We start from the raw sequence: 18,589 nt of genomic DNA, 5'->3' as shown, positions 1-18,589 counted from the left end.
TAAAAAACCCCACTCAGCTACGCTCCCTCAGCGGTGCCATCAAGGCCGCCAACTCGGCGGCACTGAATTTCTCTGATACGGCCGCATCTGTGCCCAGCACGCTTTCGCTCAGCAGCGCTTTGCGCGCTTGCAGTTCCAACATGCGCTCTTCGATACTGCCGGCGACCACGAGCTTGTAGACAAACACCGGTTTGGTTTGGCCAATTCTGTGAGCGCGAGCAATGGCCTGTTCTTCCACCGCCGGATTCCACCATGGATCGACCAGAATCACCGTGTCGGCGGCGGTCAGATTGAGGCCGGTGCCGCCGGCTTTGAGGCTGACCAGAAAAATCGCTGTTTCGCCGTTTTGAAATGCTGCAACGATGCCGGCGCGCTGTGTCGCCGCGACTTTGCCGGTGAGCATGAGGTGGCCGAGCTGGCGCGCAGCGAGTTCGCTGGCGATCAAATCGAGCATTTCGGTAAATTGTGAAAAAACTAATACGCGCCGCCCCTCCAGCAGCAGCGCCGGCAGCATATCGCACAGCATGGTCATCTTCGCGCGTTCTATGCCGGCCGCGGCGGCTTCGCCTTTCAGTAGCAGGGGGTCGCAGCAGACTTGGCGCAACTTGAGCAGGGCATTCATGATGCGGATGCGCGCGCCGGTGAAGCCGCTGCGTTCCAAGGCGCGCTTGACCTGACGGTCGGCGGCCACGCGTACGCTTTCATACAAGGAACGCTGTTGCCCTTCTAATTGCAGGAATTGGATGATGTCGTTGCGTTGCGGTATGTCGGTCGCCACGTCTTCTTTGCGTCTGCGCAATATGAAGGGGCGTACCCGTTGCGCCAATAATTGCGCCCGTGCCGTTTCGGCCTGTTCTTCGATCGGCTTACGCCACAGCCGGGAAAAGCTGCGCGCATCCCCTAGCCAGCCGGGCATGAGGAAATCGAATTGACTCCAGAGTTCACCGAGGTGGTTTTCCATCGGCGTGCCGGTCATGCACAGGCGGTGGCGCGCTTGCAACCGGCGTATCGCACCGGCGCTGCGCGCGGCAGCATTTTTGACAGTCTGGGCTTCGTCGAGTATCAGTAAATGAAACGGCTGGCGCGCCAAGGCATCGAGGTCGCGCCACACCAAGGGATAGGTGGTCAAGACGATGTCGTATTGCCCCATGCGGCTGAAGTCGGCGGCGCGCTCCGGGCCATGCAAGGCCAAAACGCGCAGGCTCGGCGTCATGCGCCGCGCTTCGGCTTGCCAATTGAATACCAGCGAGGTCGGCAGTACCACCAAAGCCGGTTGATCGAGGCGGCCGGCTTGCTGTTCGAGCAGGATATGCGCCAGTACTTGCGCAGTTTTTCCCAACCCCATTTCATCGGCCAAGATGCCGCCCAAGCCATGCGTGCGCAGATACTGCAACCAAGCTAAGCCATGTAATTGATATGGGCGCAAGCTGATGGCCAAACCTTCCGGTGCCGCCACCGGTGTCGCCGCACCAGCCAGACGCAGGCGCTGCGCCAAGGCCGTCACATTGGCGTCGCGGCTGATTTGCCACACGCCGCTGCGCGTGGTGTTGGCCAATTGCGCGCACAAGTCTTCCAGGCGTGCCGCATCCCAACTGCTCACGTGCAGTGGGCCGGCCGGGCGGCGCGTATCGGTGAGCAGATCGAGCAGGGCGGCGATGACGGGTTTGAGCAGCGCGGCAGCGGCATCGACGCGTCGGCCACCGGGTAGCCTTAAAGAAATTCTTTCTTGATCATCGATGGCGGCCACTTGTGCACGGCGTAGCCAACGCCGGTCGCTTTGTAGCAGGCCAGCCAGTGGGGCCACCAAATCGTGCGCTTCGCCATCGATCTCCATGCCCAGACTCAGCATCCACCAGCCGGAACGACCGCCGCGCTTGAGTTCGCCCAGACGGCGTGGGCGCTGGCGGGCTAAGGCTGTAGCCGGCACTTTGCCGTAGACTTCGCCGTTGCTTTGTTCGATCAGCAAATGCCAGCGCTCGACCGGTACGCTTTCATGCGCGAAACCGGGGGCGATGACGATTTGCCAGCCGCGCGCCTGTAACAGGGGTAATTGTTCCGTCCAAAAATCACCGAAACTTGCTTCCAGCAGCAAGGACCAGCGGGCGCTGTGCGGCTCGGCCAGTTCATCGGCGCGCCATTGCAGCGCCGATGCGGGCAAACGGTGCATGCCGGCATCCTCCATGCAAGCCAGGGCTTCGATTTCGGCCGCCAAGTCGCGCCAGGATTGCACTGCCGCATCAGCCGGATCCACCTGATCGGCTGGGCCACGCCATTCGCCTTGCCCAGTCCCAGCACCGTGGTAAATCCATTCGAGTTCGGCAATGCTGACATTGCCGCCCCGCGGGCCGAACAAGCCGACCGGGCGCAAGCCCAACACGCCGTCGCCGCGCGTGAGTGTGCGCAAGGTCAGACGTGGCTGGAAGCGGATAGGTGGTAGCAGAAGCATGCGCGCAGGCGGGGACCAAAACGGTGGTGGAAAGCTGGTATTCTGACAGCGGCAAGCCGGCGCGTCCATGTGTGATGAACTCACTGCGCTGCGGTGGCGGCAGTTTTGCCTGTAAAGCCGCACAAACGAGGGACCGAGCAGCGGCCGACGGTGGTATAGTGCGACCTCCGTGATTTTCGAAAACTATGATGTCCTTTGCTACCTTGGGCTTGACGCCCGCGCTGCTCGCTGCGCTCAGCGCGCAGCAGTTTACCGCGCCGACGCCGATACAAAGCGCCGCCATTCCCTTGATTTTGCAAGGGCAGGACGTGATTGCCCAAGCCCAGACCGGTTCCGGTAAAACCTTGGCTTTTTGCGCACCATTATTGCAAAACTTGCAATCCCCGGCGCGTCCGCGCGCGGTGCAACTGCTGATTCTGGTGCCGACGCGCGAATTGGCGGCGCAAGTCGGCGCCAGTATCGAGCAATTGGCGCGCGCTTTGCAAGCGGCTGCCAAGCTGGCGGTTTTGTTCGGCGGCGTCTCGCTCAACCCGCAAATGCTGCATTTGCGCGGTGGGGCAGATATCGTCGTCGCCACGCCCGGGCGTTTGTTAGACTTGGTACAGCACAATGCTCTGAGCTTGAGTCAGGTGCGCAGTTTAGTGCTCGATGAGGCCGATCGTTTGCTGGAACTCGGCTTTGCCGACGAGTTGGCGCAGATTTTGGCTTTGCTGCCGGCGCGTCGCCAGACTTTGCTGTTTTCCGCCACCTTCCCAGCCAATGTCGAGCAACTGGCCACGCGCATTTGCCAAGTGCCGACGCGCATAAGCATCGCTGCCGAAGATGTCAGCGCACCTGATATTAGCGAGCGCGCGATTGCTGTCGATGCGCCGCAGCGCACGCAATTACTACGCCATTTGATTCGGGCCGAAGGCTGGAAGCGTGTGCTGGTGTTTGTTGCAACGAAGTATGCTGCCGAATTGGTTGCCGTCAAGCTGCGCCGTTTGCATATCGCGGCCGAACCGTTTCATGGAGAATTGAGCCAAGGCAAGCGTACCCAAGTCTTGGCCGATTTCAAGGCCTCGCGTTTACGCGTCGTCATCGCCACCGATGTCGCCGCACGTGGCATCGATATCAGTGATTTGCCGGTAGTGGTGAATTACGACTTGCCGCGTTCCGCCGATGATTACACGCACCGCATCGGTCGTACTGGCCGCGCCGGGCGTAGTGGGGTAGCCGTGAGTTTCGTGAGTGCTGATCATGCCGCCCACTTTGAATTGATTCAAAAACGCCACGGCTTGCGCCTGGAAATGGAAAGCGTAGATGGCTTCGCTGCCACCGAGATAGCGTTGGCACCGGCCGTGCTCGATGCCAACGGTGGCGTCAAGGGGCGGCGTCCGAGTAAAAAGGATAAGTTACGCGCGCTCGCTGCTGGTGCTGCTAAGTAAAGCAAGGCTGCGGCAATTTTCATCAAAAATCTGACTAGGGTTTGAAACCCCGGCCTTCAGAGGCTGTCGCAAAAGGGTAGTGAGTCGGTATCATTACCCCAACTGGTGGCCACGTCATTCCTGCGCGCTTTTAGCAGGAACCCAGCGGCGTTCGTGGTTAACTGAAAATGCCAGAAATTGTGGCATTTTCAGTGTAAAAAACGACGCTGGGTTCCCGCCAAAAGCATGCGGGAATGACGAGGTATGCGGTGTTTCAGATGTAAAAAACGTCCATCAGGCTTTTGCGACAGCCTCTTCAGAGGCTGTCGCAAAAGGGTAGTGAGTCGGTATCATTACCCCAACTGGTGGCCACGTCATTCCTGCGCGCTTTTAGCAGGAACCCAGCGGCGTTCGTGGTTAACTGAAAATGCCAGATATGATCGTGTTTTCAGCGCTGAAAACGACACTGGGTTCCCGCCAAAAGCATGCGGGAATGACGAGGTTGCAGCATGCGGGAATGACGAGGTATGCGGTGTTTCAGATGTAAAAAGATTCCATCAGGCTTTTGCGACAGCCTCTTGTTGCCACAGCCTTATTGTATCGCGTATAAATTGTTTATTTAGTACCGAAAATACGGTCACCGGCGTCGCCGAGACCGGGCACAATATAGCCATGCTCATTGAGGCACTGGTCGATCGAGGCCGTAATGATAGGCACATCGGGGTGCGTCTCTTGCATCACCTTAATGCCTTCCGGGGCGGCCAGCAGGCACACAAACTTGATGCTGACGGCACCGCCGGCTTTCAGGCGCGTGATTGCCGCAGCTGCCGAATTACCAGTTGCCAGCATAGGATCGACCACAATCACCAAGCGCTCGGCGATATCTTCCGGCACCTTGTAATAGTATTCGACCGGTTCCAGCGTGACCGGGTCGCGGTACAAGCCGATATGGCCGACGCGCGCGTTGGGCAACAGATCGAGCATGCCATCCAGAATGCCGTTACCGGCGCGCAGTACCGAAATCACACATAACTTCTTGCCGCTGATGGTAGGGGCATCGATGACTTGAATCGGCGTTTCAATCCGCGTAAACGTGATCGGCAAATCGCGCGTCACTTCATAGGCCAGCATTTGGCTGATCTCACGCAGCAGACGACGGAAATTGTCGGTAGGCGTATCTTTGCTGCGCATTAAAGACAGTTTGTGCTGCACCAAAGGATGTTTGATTTCGGTAACTAACTCGTTCAAGATATTTCTCCGGCTAATTTTGACGTGAATGCTATTTTACGTTGCTCCTTTGCTTGGCGGGAAAAACTTCTGTGCAGTAGAAGCAGAATTGAACGGTATTTCCCGCTTTGCTCGCGGCTTTGTTTGTGTTCGCTGTGCTCGATAATCGAAGATAAGAAGTTCCGGCGCCACCAGGCCAGTGGTGCCGGTGAACGGCTCAATTATCAGGAGTAGCACATGGACAGCAATCAGACACTGTTGAATAAATTTTCTCTGGGAAACTTTTCCCTGGATCGTCATCTCGATCAAAAGGAAGATTTGACGAGTACTCCTGATGCCCTCGAACGCAATTCGCGCATAGACATTAAAGGTATCCGCGAAGCCATCGCCCGCGTCGAAGCCGAGGCGCGTGCCACGGTGGCTTCTGAAAGCCGCCTTCAAGCCGAAACGCAGGCGCGTGCCTTAGCCGAAACACGGGCCGAGGTAGAAGCCGAAGCGGCCGAACTGGCACAGAAAAAATTATTGCTTGAACAGCAAAGTGCAGCCAGCAGCCAGCAACGTCTGATGGCCGAGCGGCAATCGCAAGCCGCGAGTGCCGCGCGCATCGCGGCCAACGAACAAGAAGCGCGCGATTTGCAAGAACGTGCACAAATGGAAAGCCGGGCGCGTGATCAATCTGAGCAACGGCAAAAATTGGAACAGGAAGCGCGCATTCGCGCAGAACTGCAATTCAAGGCGGAAACGGAAATCAGCGCCAAGGCCAAAGACGACGTCAACAAATTAAGCAAACAAACCGAAGTGGCACGTAGTTGGGCAGCCGAACGCGTGGCGGCCTCCGAAGGTGCGCGACAACAAGCAGTCGAGCGCGCCCGCGCCGACGCCCGTGTGGCTGAGCTGGCACGGGAACGGGAAAAACGCGAACGTGAAGCGCGCGTGACCTCCGAACTGTTGGTCAAAATGCGCACCGATACGCTGCAATCGAATAAAGAACGCGAGCAAGCCGATGTCATGGCGCTCGAATATGCGATCAATCGCGCACCGCTGGAAGCACGGGCGCGCGAAGATGCCCTGACCCGCGTGGCTCTTGAGCAAGAGCAAGACGCCATGGCGCAAGCGCGGATGGAATCGGAACGCCGTGCGGCTGAATCGATTCAATTGCGCATGCAAGCCGAACAAGAATTGCATGCTGCTGCCAGCAAACGTGAACAGGCAGAATTGATTGCCGCAGCGACGGCGCAAGCGCGCCGCGAAGCCGAAGATAAAATCCGTGAAGTCACCGAAGCGCGCATCCGTACCGAACGCGAGTTGCAATCGAGTGCGATGAGCCGTATAGAAAATGAGCAACATGCTGATGCGCAAGCGCGCACGCGCATGGCCGCCGAAGTCGAGGCCTCGGAAGAAGCGCGCGCGCGCCGCGTCGCTGAAACGGAAGCGACCGAGATCGCACGTCGTCGTGCTGCCGAAGAGCACCGTGCGGCGCAATTGGCGAAAGAAAGAATTGAAATCGAACGCGTAGCTGTTGAAGCGGCACGCGAACAAGCGGATGCTCAACAGCAAGCTTTGAGTGCCAGTGCCTTCCAGGCTGAATTACTCCAACGTGCCAATCTGGCATCGGGCCGCAAGGCCGACAGTGCGCGTGAGTTGCTGCATATTGAGCAACTGCGGGCCGATGCCGAACAGCATGCGGCTGATGCCTTGGAGAAAAAATTACAGGCTGAACGCGGTATGCTGGAGCAAACAGAAGCGCGCGCCAAGGCCGATCAAGCGCATGCCGAATTGATGCAGATGCAAGCTGCGGCCGAACAAGCTGCACGTATGGCACAAGAAACCGAATACTTGGCTGAAAAAATCACGTTGGAACAAGCCATGGAACAAGCCGACCTGCAACAACGTATGGCCGCTGCCACGGTCAAGAAGAGCAGGGATGTCACTGAATTACTGCGCGTCGCTCAGCAAAGCGCACAAGATGAGGTAAAAGCTATGGCCCTACTCGATCAAAAGTTGGAAGTTGAACAGCGTCGCGCGCAAGCCGTGGCCGATATGTTGAAAAGTGCCGAAGCCAAGTTGGCGGCGGAACAGGCAGCACAACGCGAAGCTGAAGCGAAACAATGTGCCGAGCAAGAGCTGGCCAGTCATGCTGTAGCCAGAGAGCAAGCAGAGCGCGCCAGCAGAGTAGCATCAGAGCAAGCAGCGGCAGCTGAAAAACAAGCTTTGCAACAAGCTGAAATCCATACGGCGCTGCAAATAGAAAATGCTAACTTGGCCGTTTTGAAGGGCTTGCAAGCACTAGAACAAACTCGTGCCGAGCAAGTCTTGAACCAGGCTGATAAACAAGCTGCCGCCGCTGCGCAAGAAAAACTGGAAGCGCAGCAAGCCGCGGCTGGCGAAGTGATCGCCCGTGCCCATGCCGATCGCCAACATATGCAAGTATTGCAAGCGCGCAAAGAGCAAGAAATCGCCGCACGCTCCGCACGCCTGGCGATGATACAAGCAGAACAGCAACGTTTAGAAAAAGTGCAAGAGCATGCTGAACTGCAAAAACAAGCAGCGACAGCGGCACAAGCCAAAGCCAGCCAAGCCGAAGAATTGGGGAAAACGCTGAAATTACGCGCGCAATCGGAGCAAGAGGCACTGACGGCAATCCAAGAAAAACTGCAAGCAGAAAAAAAACTGACAGCCGAATTACAAGCCAAGGCCAAATCCGAACAAGCGCAGCGCGATCAACACTTGGCGCGCCTTGAAGCCGAACAAGCTTTGCGTACTGCCAGTGAATTGAAGTTGGCCGAAGAGAAAAAATTGTGTGCGCAACATGAGGAACAAGCGAAAGTCGAACAGTTCGCCGCCGAGGCGGCAGCCGCACGCGTCAAAGCAGCGGCACAACTGACACGTTTGGGGCAAGAAAAAGCGCAGTCGCAACAACAAGCGGCAGCGGCACTGGAACAACAGGCCAGGCTGGAAGCCGCCGCTGCACGAGCCGCCAAACTGGCAGCAGTAGCAGCAGCAGAGCAATTGGCAGCAGAGACTATCAGCCATGCTGCGACACAAGCTGCGGCCCAAGCGGCGCAACAACAAGCGACCGCCGCAGCGGCACGTGCGCAAGCCGAACAAGCCGCCGAGCACACCGCGCAAGCCAGCTTGGCAGCCGAATTGGCATTGCAAACCCAAGCCCAAGCTTATGCCGATAGTCAGCATAAAGCGCATGAATTGCTGGTGGAAAAAAATCGCCGCCTGGCTGAATTGCATGAAGTCATGCAACAACGTTGTGCAAAAGAAGATGCCTTGCTGGCCGCGACCACGGCACAATTGTCTTCTGAGCAATCCGCACAATACGATGTAGAACAAGGCCTGCGTGCCGCCAGCGAAGCACAGCAGTACGCGGCTGCCAACGCCCATGCCGAGCAAGTAGCCCGTTTGGCGGCACAGGCAACGCTGGCTTCGCAACAGGCTTTGCACCAAGAATTGGCCGCCCATGCTGATGCGCAAAAATTGATGGCAGAAATTACACAATGCTGTTTGCAGCAAGAGCAACAGTTGCATGCCGCCCAGCAGGAACGTCTGCACGCCGAGCAAGCTTTGTCGGCCATGCTGAACGAAAAACAAGCGGCGGAGTTGGCGGCAGCACAGGCAGCACAGGCACGTTGCGCGGCTGAGCAAGAGCAAGTGAGCTTGCTGTATGCCCGTGAGCAAAGCGACACCGCCACGCGTCTGGCTTTCGAAGAACTCAATACGGCCGAAAAAACCTGGCTTGCCAGCGCGGCCGAAGAAACTCTCATCAAACGCCAAACCAGCGCTGCCCTGGAAGAAAAAACTGCTTTATTGCAAGTTGCGAGCGCGGCTGAGCAAGCGCGCCTGGATTTAGAACAGCAATTGACTGCCGAATTGCATACAAAAATAGCTGCAGAGCAAAGTCAACAACAAGCACTGGCCGCGCGCCTGTGCGCCGAACGCGCCGCGCAACAATTGGCCAGCGACCGCGCCGCGCAAGAACAGGCGGCCGCGTCAGCGGTTGAGCAACAACGGGCGAGTGAATTGAGTATGTTCACCGTCTCCTTGCAACACGCCGAAGCGCAACATCTGGCCGCGCAAGCAATGGCCGATAAATTGCGTGAAGCAGAAAGCTTAGCAGCTTTAGAGCAGCAACGGGCCGACCTGGAATTAGCAACACTGGCCACGCTCGAACACAAGGCCGCGGCCGAGCAAGCCGCGCTGCAGCAAGCACAGCAACGCGAACAAGCCGAACGCGCGTATCTGCAGGCCGCAGAAATTCGTGCCCAAGCCGAACAAGATGCCAATGTCGCCATGCAATTGCGCTTGCAAACAGAAACCGAAGCCATGGATTTGGCCAAACTGCATGCTGCTGCGCAAATTCAAGCCGCCACACTGGCGCAAGAGCAGGCGAATGAATTAATGTCTTTGCAGCAATTAGAAATCGATAAGGCCGATCTGGCACAGCGTGAAATCGCCGCCATGCAAGCGAAACAGCAAAGCGAACAGCGCAGCATGGAATTGACGCAGTTATCTTTGCAAGCCATCAACGATAAAATGGATGCCGAGATGCTGATCATCACGGCATCGGAAGCGCGCTTACACATTGAAGCAGAATTGACGCAACAAAGCCAGTTGCGTGCCGAACAAGTGCTGGCTGCCAATGCGATCGAACAAGAAAAAATCGCTGTCGAACAAGAATTGTCGGCAGCAGCAGCGCAACAAACCGAACAAGCACGCTTAGCAATTGCAGAAATGCAAGCTCGGATCGTGGTCGAGCAAGAATTGGCCGTAGTCGAAGCGCAACGCTATGCAACTGAGCAAAAATTGGCCGGTGAATTAGCTGCGCGCTTGCAGCAAGAGCAAGAATTGATGCAAGTCTTGGCGCTACAGGAAGAACAAGAAGCGGCCTTTGCCGATCGCTTGCTGGCACGTCGCGCCAACTATGCCGCTGCCAAAGCTGCGCTGGAACAAGCACAAATCGCTGCACAAGCACTGAGTGAAGAAGAAGCCGAGCAACAGGCTGTATTGATGCAAGCGCAGCAGCAAGCGCAACAAGCCAGTCGTCAGCGTCAAGTTGATTTTGAGCAACAGCAACAACAACTGGCCGCTGCCGCTGCCGCCGCCCGTGCGCAGTACGAAATCGAACGTGCCCAAGCCGAACACAGCGCACAGGAATTGATGCAAACTTTGCGTCAAAACCAACAGCATAGTGCCGAATGGCGCGAACAAGCGCAGCATATGCTGGCGCAATCGAGTGTGGAATGCGACTTGGAATTGCTGCAACAAGAAGCGAAACAACAACTGGACCGTTTCCGCTTGCGTCTGCGTCCCTCGGTTTTGGCCGGCTTATTGATGTGTGCCGGCCTTATCGGTGCTGCTGGCTTTGCCAACTTCGGTGCCGCATTGCCATTCACGAGCGCATTTGCCGCACCGACTGCCCCACTGAGCACACCGGCCGCCGCACCGCGGGTAGATAGCACGATGCAGTTTTCTTACCAGCTCGCCGCACCGCTGGCACCGCAAGCACCAGCCGACGTCCATGCCGTCGTCACCCCGGCGGTGCAATTGGCTTTTGCAGCAAATTGACATCCTCCCCGACCTAAAGAGGCTGTCGCAAAAGGGTATTGAGTCGGCATCATTACCCCGACTGGTGGCCACGTCATTCCTGCGCGCTTTTGGCAGGAACCCAGCGGCGTTCGTGGTTAACTGAAAATGCCAGATATGATCGTGTTTTCAGCGCTGAAAACGACACTGGGTTCCCGCCAAAAGCACGCGGGAATGACGAGGTATACGGTGTTTCAGGTTTAAAAACGCGTCCATCAGGCTTTTGCGACAGCCTCTGAACGACGGGGTTTTACGCGCAAATCCGATAAATTGAATCCGGCAGCAATCGCCGCTGCGCTCCATTGGAAAGCCGCCACTTTTTCACTATCCACCCAGATGCACTCTCCAAGCAGCAGCGGTTTGGCGGTGGCACCGAAATCCAAATGCACTGCCAGTCGTTTGCTCATAGCCGCGCTCTGACACGTGAAGCCGTGGCACGGGCCGCCTCGATGCGCTCAATTTCATCGAGCGTTTGCGCTTGCGGTTGACAACTTTCCCATACGCCGCGTGCCAAATTCAAAGCCTGCACCACTTTGAGGAAGGTGATCAATTCGACTTTGCCGCCACCTTCCAAATTTTTAATCGCTTGCACGCTGGCACCGCTTGCCAGCGCTAAGTCTTCTTGGCGCAAACCGCGCGCCGCGCGCGCCAGTCGCAAGTTCTTTCCTATGCCGGAGGCCAACTCGGGGGCGCTCATCAGTTCGCAGATCATGGCTTTCCTTGAATCTCTTATTTACCAGATTAAGTATAGCAGCTCTTAGGAAAGCTACAATCAAGAGGATGAACGTTCGCACGCGACTCCCAGGAGTCTGTCGGGCTTAGGAGTAATCGGCTGCAAAATCGCTTCGATTCCTTCAGTCCGACAGACTCCTAGTAATCTCTGAACTTGATTTCCGGAAAAACCATCACCGCCACAAAGCCCTTGTGATCATGGTTGTAGATACGCAAGCGACCGCGATGACGGCGCACGATGCGGTCGACGATCGCCAGTCCCAGTCCGGAACCATTGGCTTGGCTGCGTGAAGCATCGGCGCGGGTGAAGGGCTTGAGTAATTTATTGAGATCGTCACCCGGGGCACCCTCTCCATAATCGCGAAAACTGATCAGTATGCCTTGCTTTTTACCTTTGTTTTTATACGAGCATTGAATCTCGATAACGGTATTCAATTGGTCCGGGTTTTTGCCGTAGCGGCAGGCATTTTCGATCAGATTGCTGAATAAGCGGCGCAATTCGGTGGCGTTGCCAGCGATATGCAAATCCTCGGCCAGTGCGCTGTGGATGTGCAGGTAATTCACTCGTGAATACTCAGAGACTAATTGCGCCAGTAATTGGCCGATATTGATTTGTTGGAAACGCAGACTCTCTATCGGCTTGGCATAATCGAGGAATTGATTGATGATTTCATCCATCTGGGCTAAATCGGCTTGCATGCCGGTGCGCGCCGCATCGTCGACGACCGCCATTTCCACTTCGAGTTGCATGCGTGCTAAGGGCGTGCGCAGGTCATGGGAAATGCCGGCCAAAATGATGCTGCGGTCGACATCGATGCGCGCTAAATCGGCCACCATGTGGTTGAAGCTGGCATTGGTGTCGCGAATTTCTTTGAGTCCGCGTTCCGGTAGTAGCGGTGGTTGCCGGCCTTGTGCCAGCAGGCGCGAGGCGCGGCTCAGGCGTGACAGCGGCTCGTTGATCAGTTTCGAACTGGCGGCCGCACCGAGTAGGGTGACGAGCAGGGTGGCAAACGCCCAACCCAGAACGGGCATCGTAAACGGTGGCTCAACCCGGTCTTCTTCCAAGCGCAGCCAATACGGGTCACCCTCGATATCAATGCTGACCCAAAAACCGCTGATACCGTTGACCGCGCGCGCGAAGCGGGTGGCCTGACCCAGCTTGGTTTTGAGCAGTGCGCTCAACTCTATGAAAAACGCGCTGGCTTCGGCGGCTTCAACGGTGTCGCCGTCGCGCAGAAAATAAATTCGTATGCCTTCGTTATTGGCCAAATCATGCAGTAGTGCGCGCCGCTGTTCCGGTGCCGCATGCGTCAGTGCCGAGCGCGTGATGGTCGCAATCGATACAATTTGCGTACTCAATTGCTGCGCCCGTGGCGAGCGCTCCAGGCTACGAAAGCTGAGTAGCCAGAATGCCATGCTGACGATGACCAAACATACCAGCATGAAGAAGGTGCGCCAGAACAGGCCGCTGCCTAACCATGTCAAGCTGTTGAGGTAAGAACGCATGCTACTGCGTGTTAGTTTTTATGGGCATCGGGAATGAAAACGTAACCGAGCCCCCACACTGTTTGTATGTAGAGCGGATTGGAAGGGTCGGGTTCGATTAATTTGCGCAGGCGAGAAATTTGCACGTCAAGGCTGCGATCAAACACTTCATATTCGCGTCCGCGCGCCAGTTCCATCAATTTTTCGCGCGACAGCGGTTGCCGTGCATGGCGCGCAAACACTTTGAGTACCGAGAATTCGCCGGTCGTCAGCGCCACGGTATCTTGCTTCTTTTTCAGTGTGCGGGTTGCCAGATCGAGAACGAAATCGCCGAAAGCGAAGCTTTGCGCGCCTTCCGAGGGGGCACCCGGCAATTCATCGGGGGCTTTGCGGCGCAAGACGGCATTGATGCGGGCCACCAGCTCGCGCGGATTGAATGGTTTAGGCAGATAATCATCGGCACCCATTTCCAAGCCGATGATGCGATCGACTTCATCGCTTTTCGCCGTCAGCATGATGATCGGTGTTTTATCACCGGCACCGCGCAGACGGCGGCAAATGGCCAAGCCATCTTCGCCTGGCAACATCAAATCGAGCACCAGCATGTCGTAGCGTTCGCGTATCCATAATTTATTCATGGCTTGCGCATTTTCCGCGCCGACCACTTGAAAACCTTGTTCGGTCAAGTAGCGGCGTAATAATTCACGCAAGCGCACATCATCATCAACGACCAGAATTTTTGCTTTTGGTGGGGAAATGGCGGGAGGGCTGCCGGTGTCAGAGAGGGGTGGGTGATTTTGCATGCGAATATCTTACTGGCATCGCTGATACTTGGAAACCGCTTAATGGCGAGGCTTACAAATTGTTACACATGAATTGTTACATTTTGCCTGTGAAAAACCCCTCCCGCAAACAGCGGGGAGGGGGCGGCGCTGTTGAATTACGCTAAATCAAAACGGTCGAGCTGCATCACTTTATGCCATGCGGCGACGAAGTCGCGCAAGAACGTCGCTTCGCCATCGGCACTGGCATACACTTCCGCCAGCGCGCGCAGTTGCGCATTTGAGCCGAACACTAAATCGACCACGGTGGCAGTCCATTTCAACTGACCGCTGGCACGATCGCGCCCTTCCAAGACGCCGGTTGCGGCAGCGGGGCGCCAGACGGTAGCCATATCGAGCAGGTTGAGGAAGAAATCATTGCTCAAGCTTTCCGGTTTATCGGTCAATACGCCGTGTGCGACTTGTCCCGTATTGGCGTTCAAGACACGCATGCCGCCGATCAAAGCCGTCATTTCCGGCGCACTTAAAGTCAGTTGCTGCGCCTTGTCAATCAATAAGGCCGCAGCGGCCGATTCGAAACCGGGACGCACGTAATTTCGGAAGCCATCGGCAGCGGCTTCGAGCACGGCAAATGATTCGACATCGGTTTGCGCTGGCGTGGCATCCATGCGCCCTGAGGTAAATGGCACGCTGAGCACGTGGCCGGCTTTGGCTGCCGCACTTTCGATGGCGGCAGCGCCACCCAATACAATCAGGTCGGCCAAGGAAATCTGCTTGCCATCGGTTTGCGCAGTATTGAATGCCTGCTGTATCGCTGTGAGTTTCGGTAAGACTTCGGCCAATTGTTGTGGTGCATTGGCTTCCCAGTCTTTTTGCGGAGCCAGCGCGATCCTTGCGCCATTGGCGCCGCCGCGTTTGTCGCTGCCGCGAAAGCTCGCCGCAGCGGCCCAAGCGGTATTGACCAACTGGCTGATCGACAGGCCGCTGGTGAGTAATTGCGACTTTAACTGGAGCAGATCTTGCGGGTCGACCAAGCGATGGTTCAGCGCTGGAATCGGATCTTGCCACAGCAAAACTTCGTGCGGCACCAAGGGGCCGAGTAAGCGCGCTGCCGGGCCCATGTCGCGATGGGTTAATTTGTACCAAGCGCGGCTGAAGGCCGTGGCGAATTCTTGCGGATTGGCTTGAAAACGTTTGGCAATGACTTGATACGCCGGATCGACACGCAAGGCGATATCGGCGGTCGTCATCATAGGCGCATGGCGGCGGCTGGCATCATGCGCATCCGGTACCGTGGTTTTAGCGGCCGGATCGGTCGGGGTCCATTGATGGGCGCCGGCCGGGCTCTTGCATAATTCCCATTCATAGCCGAACAAGGTGTCGAAATAGCTGTTGTCCCATTGGGTAGGGGTGGCAGTCCACGCACCTTCTATGCCGCTGGTAATGGCATATACGCCACTACCGTTGCCTAAGCTGTTTTTCCAGCCCAAGCCTTGCTCTTCGATCGGGGCCGCTTCCGGTTCCGCACCGACTCGCGCCACATCACCGGCACCATGGGCCTTGCCGAAGGTGTGGCCACCAGCCACCAGGGCTACCGTTTCTTCATCATTCATCGCCATACGCGCAAAGGTTTCGCGGATGTCGCGCGCCGAACCGAGTGGGTCGGGTTGACCGTCCGGACCTTCCGGATTGACGTAGATCAAACCCATCTGTACCGCCGCCAGCGGCTGAGCCAAATCGCGCTCACCGCTGTAGCGCTGCTCTGTCATCCAAGCGGTTTCGGCACCCCAGAAGGTCGCGTCGTCCGGCTCCCAGATATCTTGGCGGCCGCCGGCAAAGCCAAAGCTCGGGCAGCCCATCGATTCCAGTGCCACGGTGCCGGCTAATACGATCAAATCAGACCAAGACAGTGCTTGGCCGTATTTTTGCTTGATCGGCCAGAGTAAGCGCCGTGCCTTATCGAGGTTGCCATTATCAGGCCAACTATTGAGTGGCGCGAAGCGCTGCGCGCCACCGGCCACACCGCCGCGGCCATCGCTGACGCGATACGTGCCGGCACTGTGCCACGCCATGCGGATGAAAAATGGGCCGTAGTGGCCATAATCGGCCGGCCACCAAGGCTGCGAATCCGTCATCAAGACATGCAGATCGGCGATGACGGCAGCCAGATCGAGTTGCTTGAAGGCCGTGGCGTAATCGAAGTCGGCTGACATGGGGTTGGCACGCGGCGATTGTTGATGCAGAATTTTCAGATTCAATTGATCGGGCCACCAACTGGCGTTGCTGGGGGTGCCGGCGACGGCATTCTTACCTGCACTGTGGTTGAACGGACATTTTTCTTCATTTGACATGCTAGACTCCGGTGATAAGTGGCGGTGGGACTACTCCATGAAAGGCATGATGCATCTTAGGTCGACAATGACTGAAACGCTACTTAATTGAAATGATCGAATCGATTTATTTTAACTATAACGAAATGCCCGAGTAGCGTCTCAGCGCCTGACTCAGGTGAAGCGCTGACTCGGGAGTGGGTGAGGAGCCTGACGGCTCGATATACTGTGGCATCTCTAAGAGTGACTGTTTCGCGAACGCATAGGTTCCCGAGTTCAAAGACATTTTATGCAAATGATCACAGGCAATTTTAAGTTGGCGCTGGTACGCGGCGGTGTTTCCGCATAGAATCGTAGGCGTGCCGATTCACTGCGCGCCTCCTGATGTGGTTTTGCTGCACAGGATATTTCTGCCCATCCTATACAGGCTTGCTGACCGCATGAAACCAGTTGTTTGTGTCCGTGCTCTGTTTTACATTGTGCTGGTTTGGCTGACGATGGTGCCAGTCCTGTGTTGGTCGGCGCATGCTGGTCGGCACATGGCTGGCGGCAGTCAAACCGAAAAAGCGCCGCATAAGCCGCTACCGACTTGTGCTTCAGACCGGAAGGGTGGGGCGGGGGCATGTGAGGCTAGCCACGCCGAGGTGAGTAAAGCGGCGGCCAGCAAAGCGCAATTAGATGCCGATCAGAGGCAGATGCTGCGCGAGCAAATCCGCCAGAGCGAACAAGAATTGCCGCGCCCGCGGCATTGAGGGACGTGGCGCTGCCTTAACGGCGATGCTGCTTCATGATTTTTTGTTGCTCACGCTGCCAGTCGCGTTCTTTTTCAGTGTCGCGTTTGTCATGCTGCTTTTTACCCTTGGCCAAGCCGATCTGACATTTGATCCGACCTTTGACGAAGTGCATGTTCAGCGGCACCATGGTGTAGCCGGAACGTTCTACCTTGCCAATTAATTTACTGATTTCTGCCGCATGCAACAATAACTTGCGCGTGCGTACAGAGTCGGGGTGGATGTGGGTGGAAGCAGTAGGTAGCGCGCCTATGTGCGCGCCGAACAAGAAAATCTCGCCATCGCGGACGATGACATAGGCTTCTTTGAGTTGCAGGCGACCCGCGCGTATGGCTTTGACTTCCCAGCCTTGCAGTACGACGCCGGCTTCGAATTGTTCCTCGATAAAATAGTCGTGGAATGCTTTTTTATTATCAGCAATGCTCATGAGGGTGAAAATTTGGTTACTCGTCGTCGCAAATTTGCTTCGGCGATGGGGGTGACTCGGTTAAAATGCGAACCTGTGATTCTACCAAATGGTTACCTGAGATGGCAGTCGTACATAAAACAGTTTTCGTCGCTTACAGTGCTGCACAGATGTTCGCTCTCGTGGACGAGGTCGAAAAATATCCTGAATTTTTGCCTTGGTGTGGCGGCGTCACGGTAGTTGAGCGCTCAGAGACACATCTTACCGCGACTTTGGCGATAAATTATCACGGCATCAAGCAAAGTTTCACCACCCGTAATCAGAACCAAGCACCGCACACGATGGAAATGAGCTTGGTCGACGGCCCGTTCCGGCAATTGAGCGGCTGCTGGAAATTCAGCGAATTGCGCGCCGATGCCTGCAAAATCGAATTTGATCTCAGCTACGAATTTTCCAGTAAATTATTGGAACATTTGATCGGCCCGGTATTTGGCAAGATCATCAACAGCTTTGTCGATTCGTTTTGCGCCCGCGCCGATAAAGTCTACGCGTGAGTACCGCACTCGTGCAGGTGCAAGTTTGTTATTGCGCCCAGTCTGGCTATCGCTTGCTGGATTTGGAACTGCCTGCTGGTGCTACGCTGGCCGAGGCAGTCCAGGCCAGCGGCATCCTTGCGCTGTATCCCGAATTGACCATCGGCACTTGGACATATGGCGTGTTCGGCAAATTGAAGCCGCTCGATGCGCTACTTCATCACCTCGACAGAGTTGAAATTTACCGCCCTTTGTCGGCCGATCCTATGGAAGCGCGCCGCCGCCGGGCCGCCAAACAGCTGGCCGCCCGCACTTAGCAATCCGCCAAATGCTTTTTCACTGCTTCGCTTTCTTTTTGCCGTTCGGCATCGTCGAGGAAGTTACGTTGTCCATTTTTATCAGTACGCACGATGCGCGAGCCACCATCGAGGGACTGTTGATATGATCGGGCGCGCTCACAATTTTGTTTTTTATTATCAGCTAATTGTTGATCGGCTGCCGCTTTGCGGTCTTTCTCGGCTTGCTCGACGCGCCGTTTGTTGTAATCTTCATTGCGGCTGGACAAAGTTGCTGGCGTTGGTTTCGCCTCCGGCTCGGCCGCCTTGCTGGCTAAGCTATTACTTTGATTCTTGAGAATTTTTTTGCTGGCGATCGAAGCTGGTGGTGGGGTATCGGTAAATTGCTTGACGCCTTTCTCGTCTACCCAGACATACTGAGCGCTTGCATTAGCGCAACTAAGCATGAAAAGCACAGAAAACAGGCAGCGGCCGGTGTTGGACATAAGAAGTCTCGTTAAAAAATAATCAAAAGATGCAAGAGTTTTACACGCACAGAGACTAGACGGCAAGTTTTCTGTATA

General features: G+C 56.2%; 14 protein-coding genes. 5 read left to right on the top strand and 9 right to left on the bottom strand.

Annotated elements, in window-relative coordinates; all coding sequences use genetic code 11:
* Nucleotides 1-13 precede the first annotated feature (13 nt).
* A complete protein-coding gene (locus tag RHM61_RS17955) occupies nt 14-2,446 on the bottom strand; it encodes a DEAD/DEAH box helicase (protein WP_322248681.1) in 2,433 nt (810 codons plus the stop codon).
* Nucleotides 2,447-2,634: 188 nt separating this feature from the next.
* On the opposite strand from RHM61_RS17955, the gene RHM61_RS17950 reads away from it, so the two are divergent.
* Complete coding sequence (locus tag RHM61_RS17950; RefSeq protein WP_322248680.1) at nt 2,635-3,873, top strand: DEAD/DEAH box helicase; 1,239 nt, start codon at nt 2,635-2,637, stop codon at nt 3,871-3,873.
* A 594-nt stretch (nt 3,874-4,467) separates the two neighbouring features.
* Here the strand turns inward: RHM61_RS17950 and upp are convergent.
* A complete protein-coding gene (gene upp, locus RHM61_RS17945; protein ID WP_322251126.1) occupies nt 4,468-5,043 on the bottom strand; it encodes a uracil phosphoribosyltransferase in 576 nt (191 codons plus the stop codon).
* 273 nt (nt 5,044-5,316) lie between these two features.
* Here upp and RHM61_RS17940 point away from each other — a divergent pair, with 273 nt between their 5' ends.
* A complete protein-coding gene (locus RHM61_RS17940) occupies nt 5,317-10,653 on the top strand; it encodes a hypothetical protein (RefSeq protein WP_322248679.1) in 5,337 nt (1,778 codons plus the stop codon).
* A 233-nt stretch (nt 10,654-10,886) separates the two neighbouring features.
* Here RHM61_RS17940 and RHM61_RS17935 read toward each other — a convergent pair whose 3' ends face one another.
* The 5 genes from RHM61_RS17935 to katG form a co-directional block, all read right to left on the bottom strand.
* Entirely contained in the window at nt 10,887-11,078 is a 192-nt protein-coding gene (locus tag RHM61_RS17935; protein WP_322248678.1) for a hypothetical protein, read from the bottom strand.
* Nucleotides 11,075-11,383, bottom strand: a complete 309-nt coding sequence (locus RHM61_RS17930; protein WP_322248677.1) for a helix-turn-helix transcriptional regulator — start codon at nt 11,381-11,383, stop codon at nt 11,075-11,077. The genes RHM61_RS17935 and RHM61_RS17930 overlap by 4 nt, the downstream gene beginning before the upstream one ends.
* A 158-nt stretch (nt 11,384-11,541) precedes the next feature.
* Nucleotides 11,542-12,909: an ATP-binding protein gene (locus RHM61_RS17925; protein WP_322248676.1), complete on the bottom strand. Its 1,368-nt coding sequence runs from the start codon at nt 12,907-12,909 to the stop codon at nt 11,542-11,544.
* A gap of 11 nt (nt 12,910-12,920) precedes the next feature.
* A complete protein-coding gene (gene ompR / locus RHM61_RS17920; protein ID WP_322248675.1) occupies nt 12,921-13,691 on the bottom strand; it encodes a two-component system response regulator OmpR in 771 nt (256 codons plus the stop codon).
* Between the two features lie 137 nt (nt 13,692-13,828).
* Nucleotides 13,829-16,021, bottom strand: coding sequence for a catalase/peroxidase HPI (gene katG, locus RHM61_RS17915; protein ID WP_322248674.1), 2,193 nt, complete (start codon nt 16,019-16,021; stop codon nt 13,829-13,831).
* 419 nt (nt 16,022-16,440) lie between these two features.
* Between katG and RHM61_RS17910 the strand changes: the two genes are divergently transcribed.
* Complete coding sequence (locus RHM61_RS17910; protein WP_322248673.1) at nt 16,441-16,752, top strand: hypothetical protein; 312 nt, start codon at nt 16,441-16,443, stop codon at nt 16,750-16,752.
* A gap of 16 nt (nt 16,753-16,768) precedes the next feature.
* On the opposite strand, the gene smpB is transcribed toward RHM61_RS17910, so the two are convergent.
* The gene (gene smpB, locus RHM61_RS17905; protein WP_186910631.1) at nt 16,769-17,218 is read right to left on the bottom strand and encodes an SsrA-binding protein SmpB; all 450 of its coding nucleotides are present in this window, start codon (nt 17,216-17,218) and stop codon (nt 16,769-16,771) included.
* Between the two features lie 101 nt (nt 17,219-17,319).
* Between smpB and RHM61_RS17900 the strand changes: the two genes are divergently transcribed.
* Both RHM61_RS17900 and RHM61_RS17895 read left to right on the top strand, forming a co-directional pair.
* A complete protein-coding gene (locus tag RHM61_RS17900; RefSeq protein WP_322248672.1) occupies nt 17,320-17,751 on the top strand; it encodes a type II toxin-antitoxin system RatA family toxin in 432 nt (143 codons plus the stop codon).
* Nucleotides 17,748-18,047, top strand: a complete 300-nt coding sequence (locus tag RHM61_RS17895) for an RnfH family protein (RefSeq protein ID WP_322248671.1) — start codon at nt 17,748-17,750, stop codon at nt 18,045-18,047. Before RHM61_RS17900 ends, RHM61_RS17895 begins: the two co-directional genes overlap by 4 nt.
* Here the strand turns inward: RHM61_RS17895 and RHM61_RS17890 are convergent.
* On the bottom strand, nt 18,044-18,511 hold the full coding sequence (locus tag RHM61_RS17890; protein ID WP_322248670.1) for a DUF4124 domain-containing protein: 468 nt from the start codon (nt 18,509-18,511) through the stop codon (nt 18,044-18,046). The genes RHM61_RS17895 and RHM61_RS17890 overlap by 4 nt on opposite strands.
* Nucleotides 18,512-18,589 lie beyond the last annotated feature (78 nt).

The sequence above is a fragment of the Undibacterium sp. CCC3.4 genome, assembly GCF_034347425.1.
Lineage (GTDB): Bacteria > Pseudomonadota > Gammaproteobacteria > Burkholderiales > Burkholderiaceae_D > Undibacterium.
Note: the sequence above shows the minus strand (reverse complement) of the source record. Positions and strands in the feature narration are given on the sequence as shown.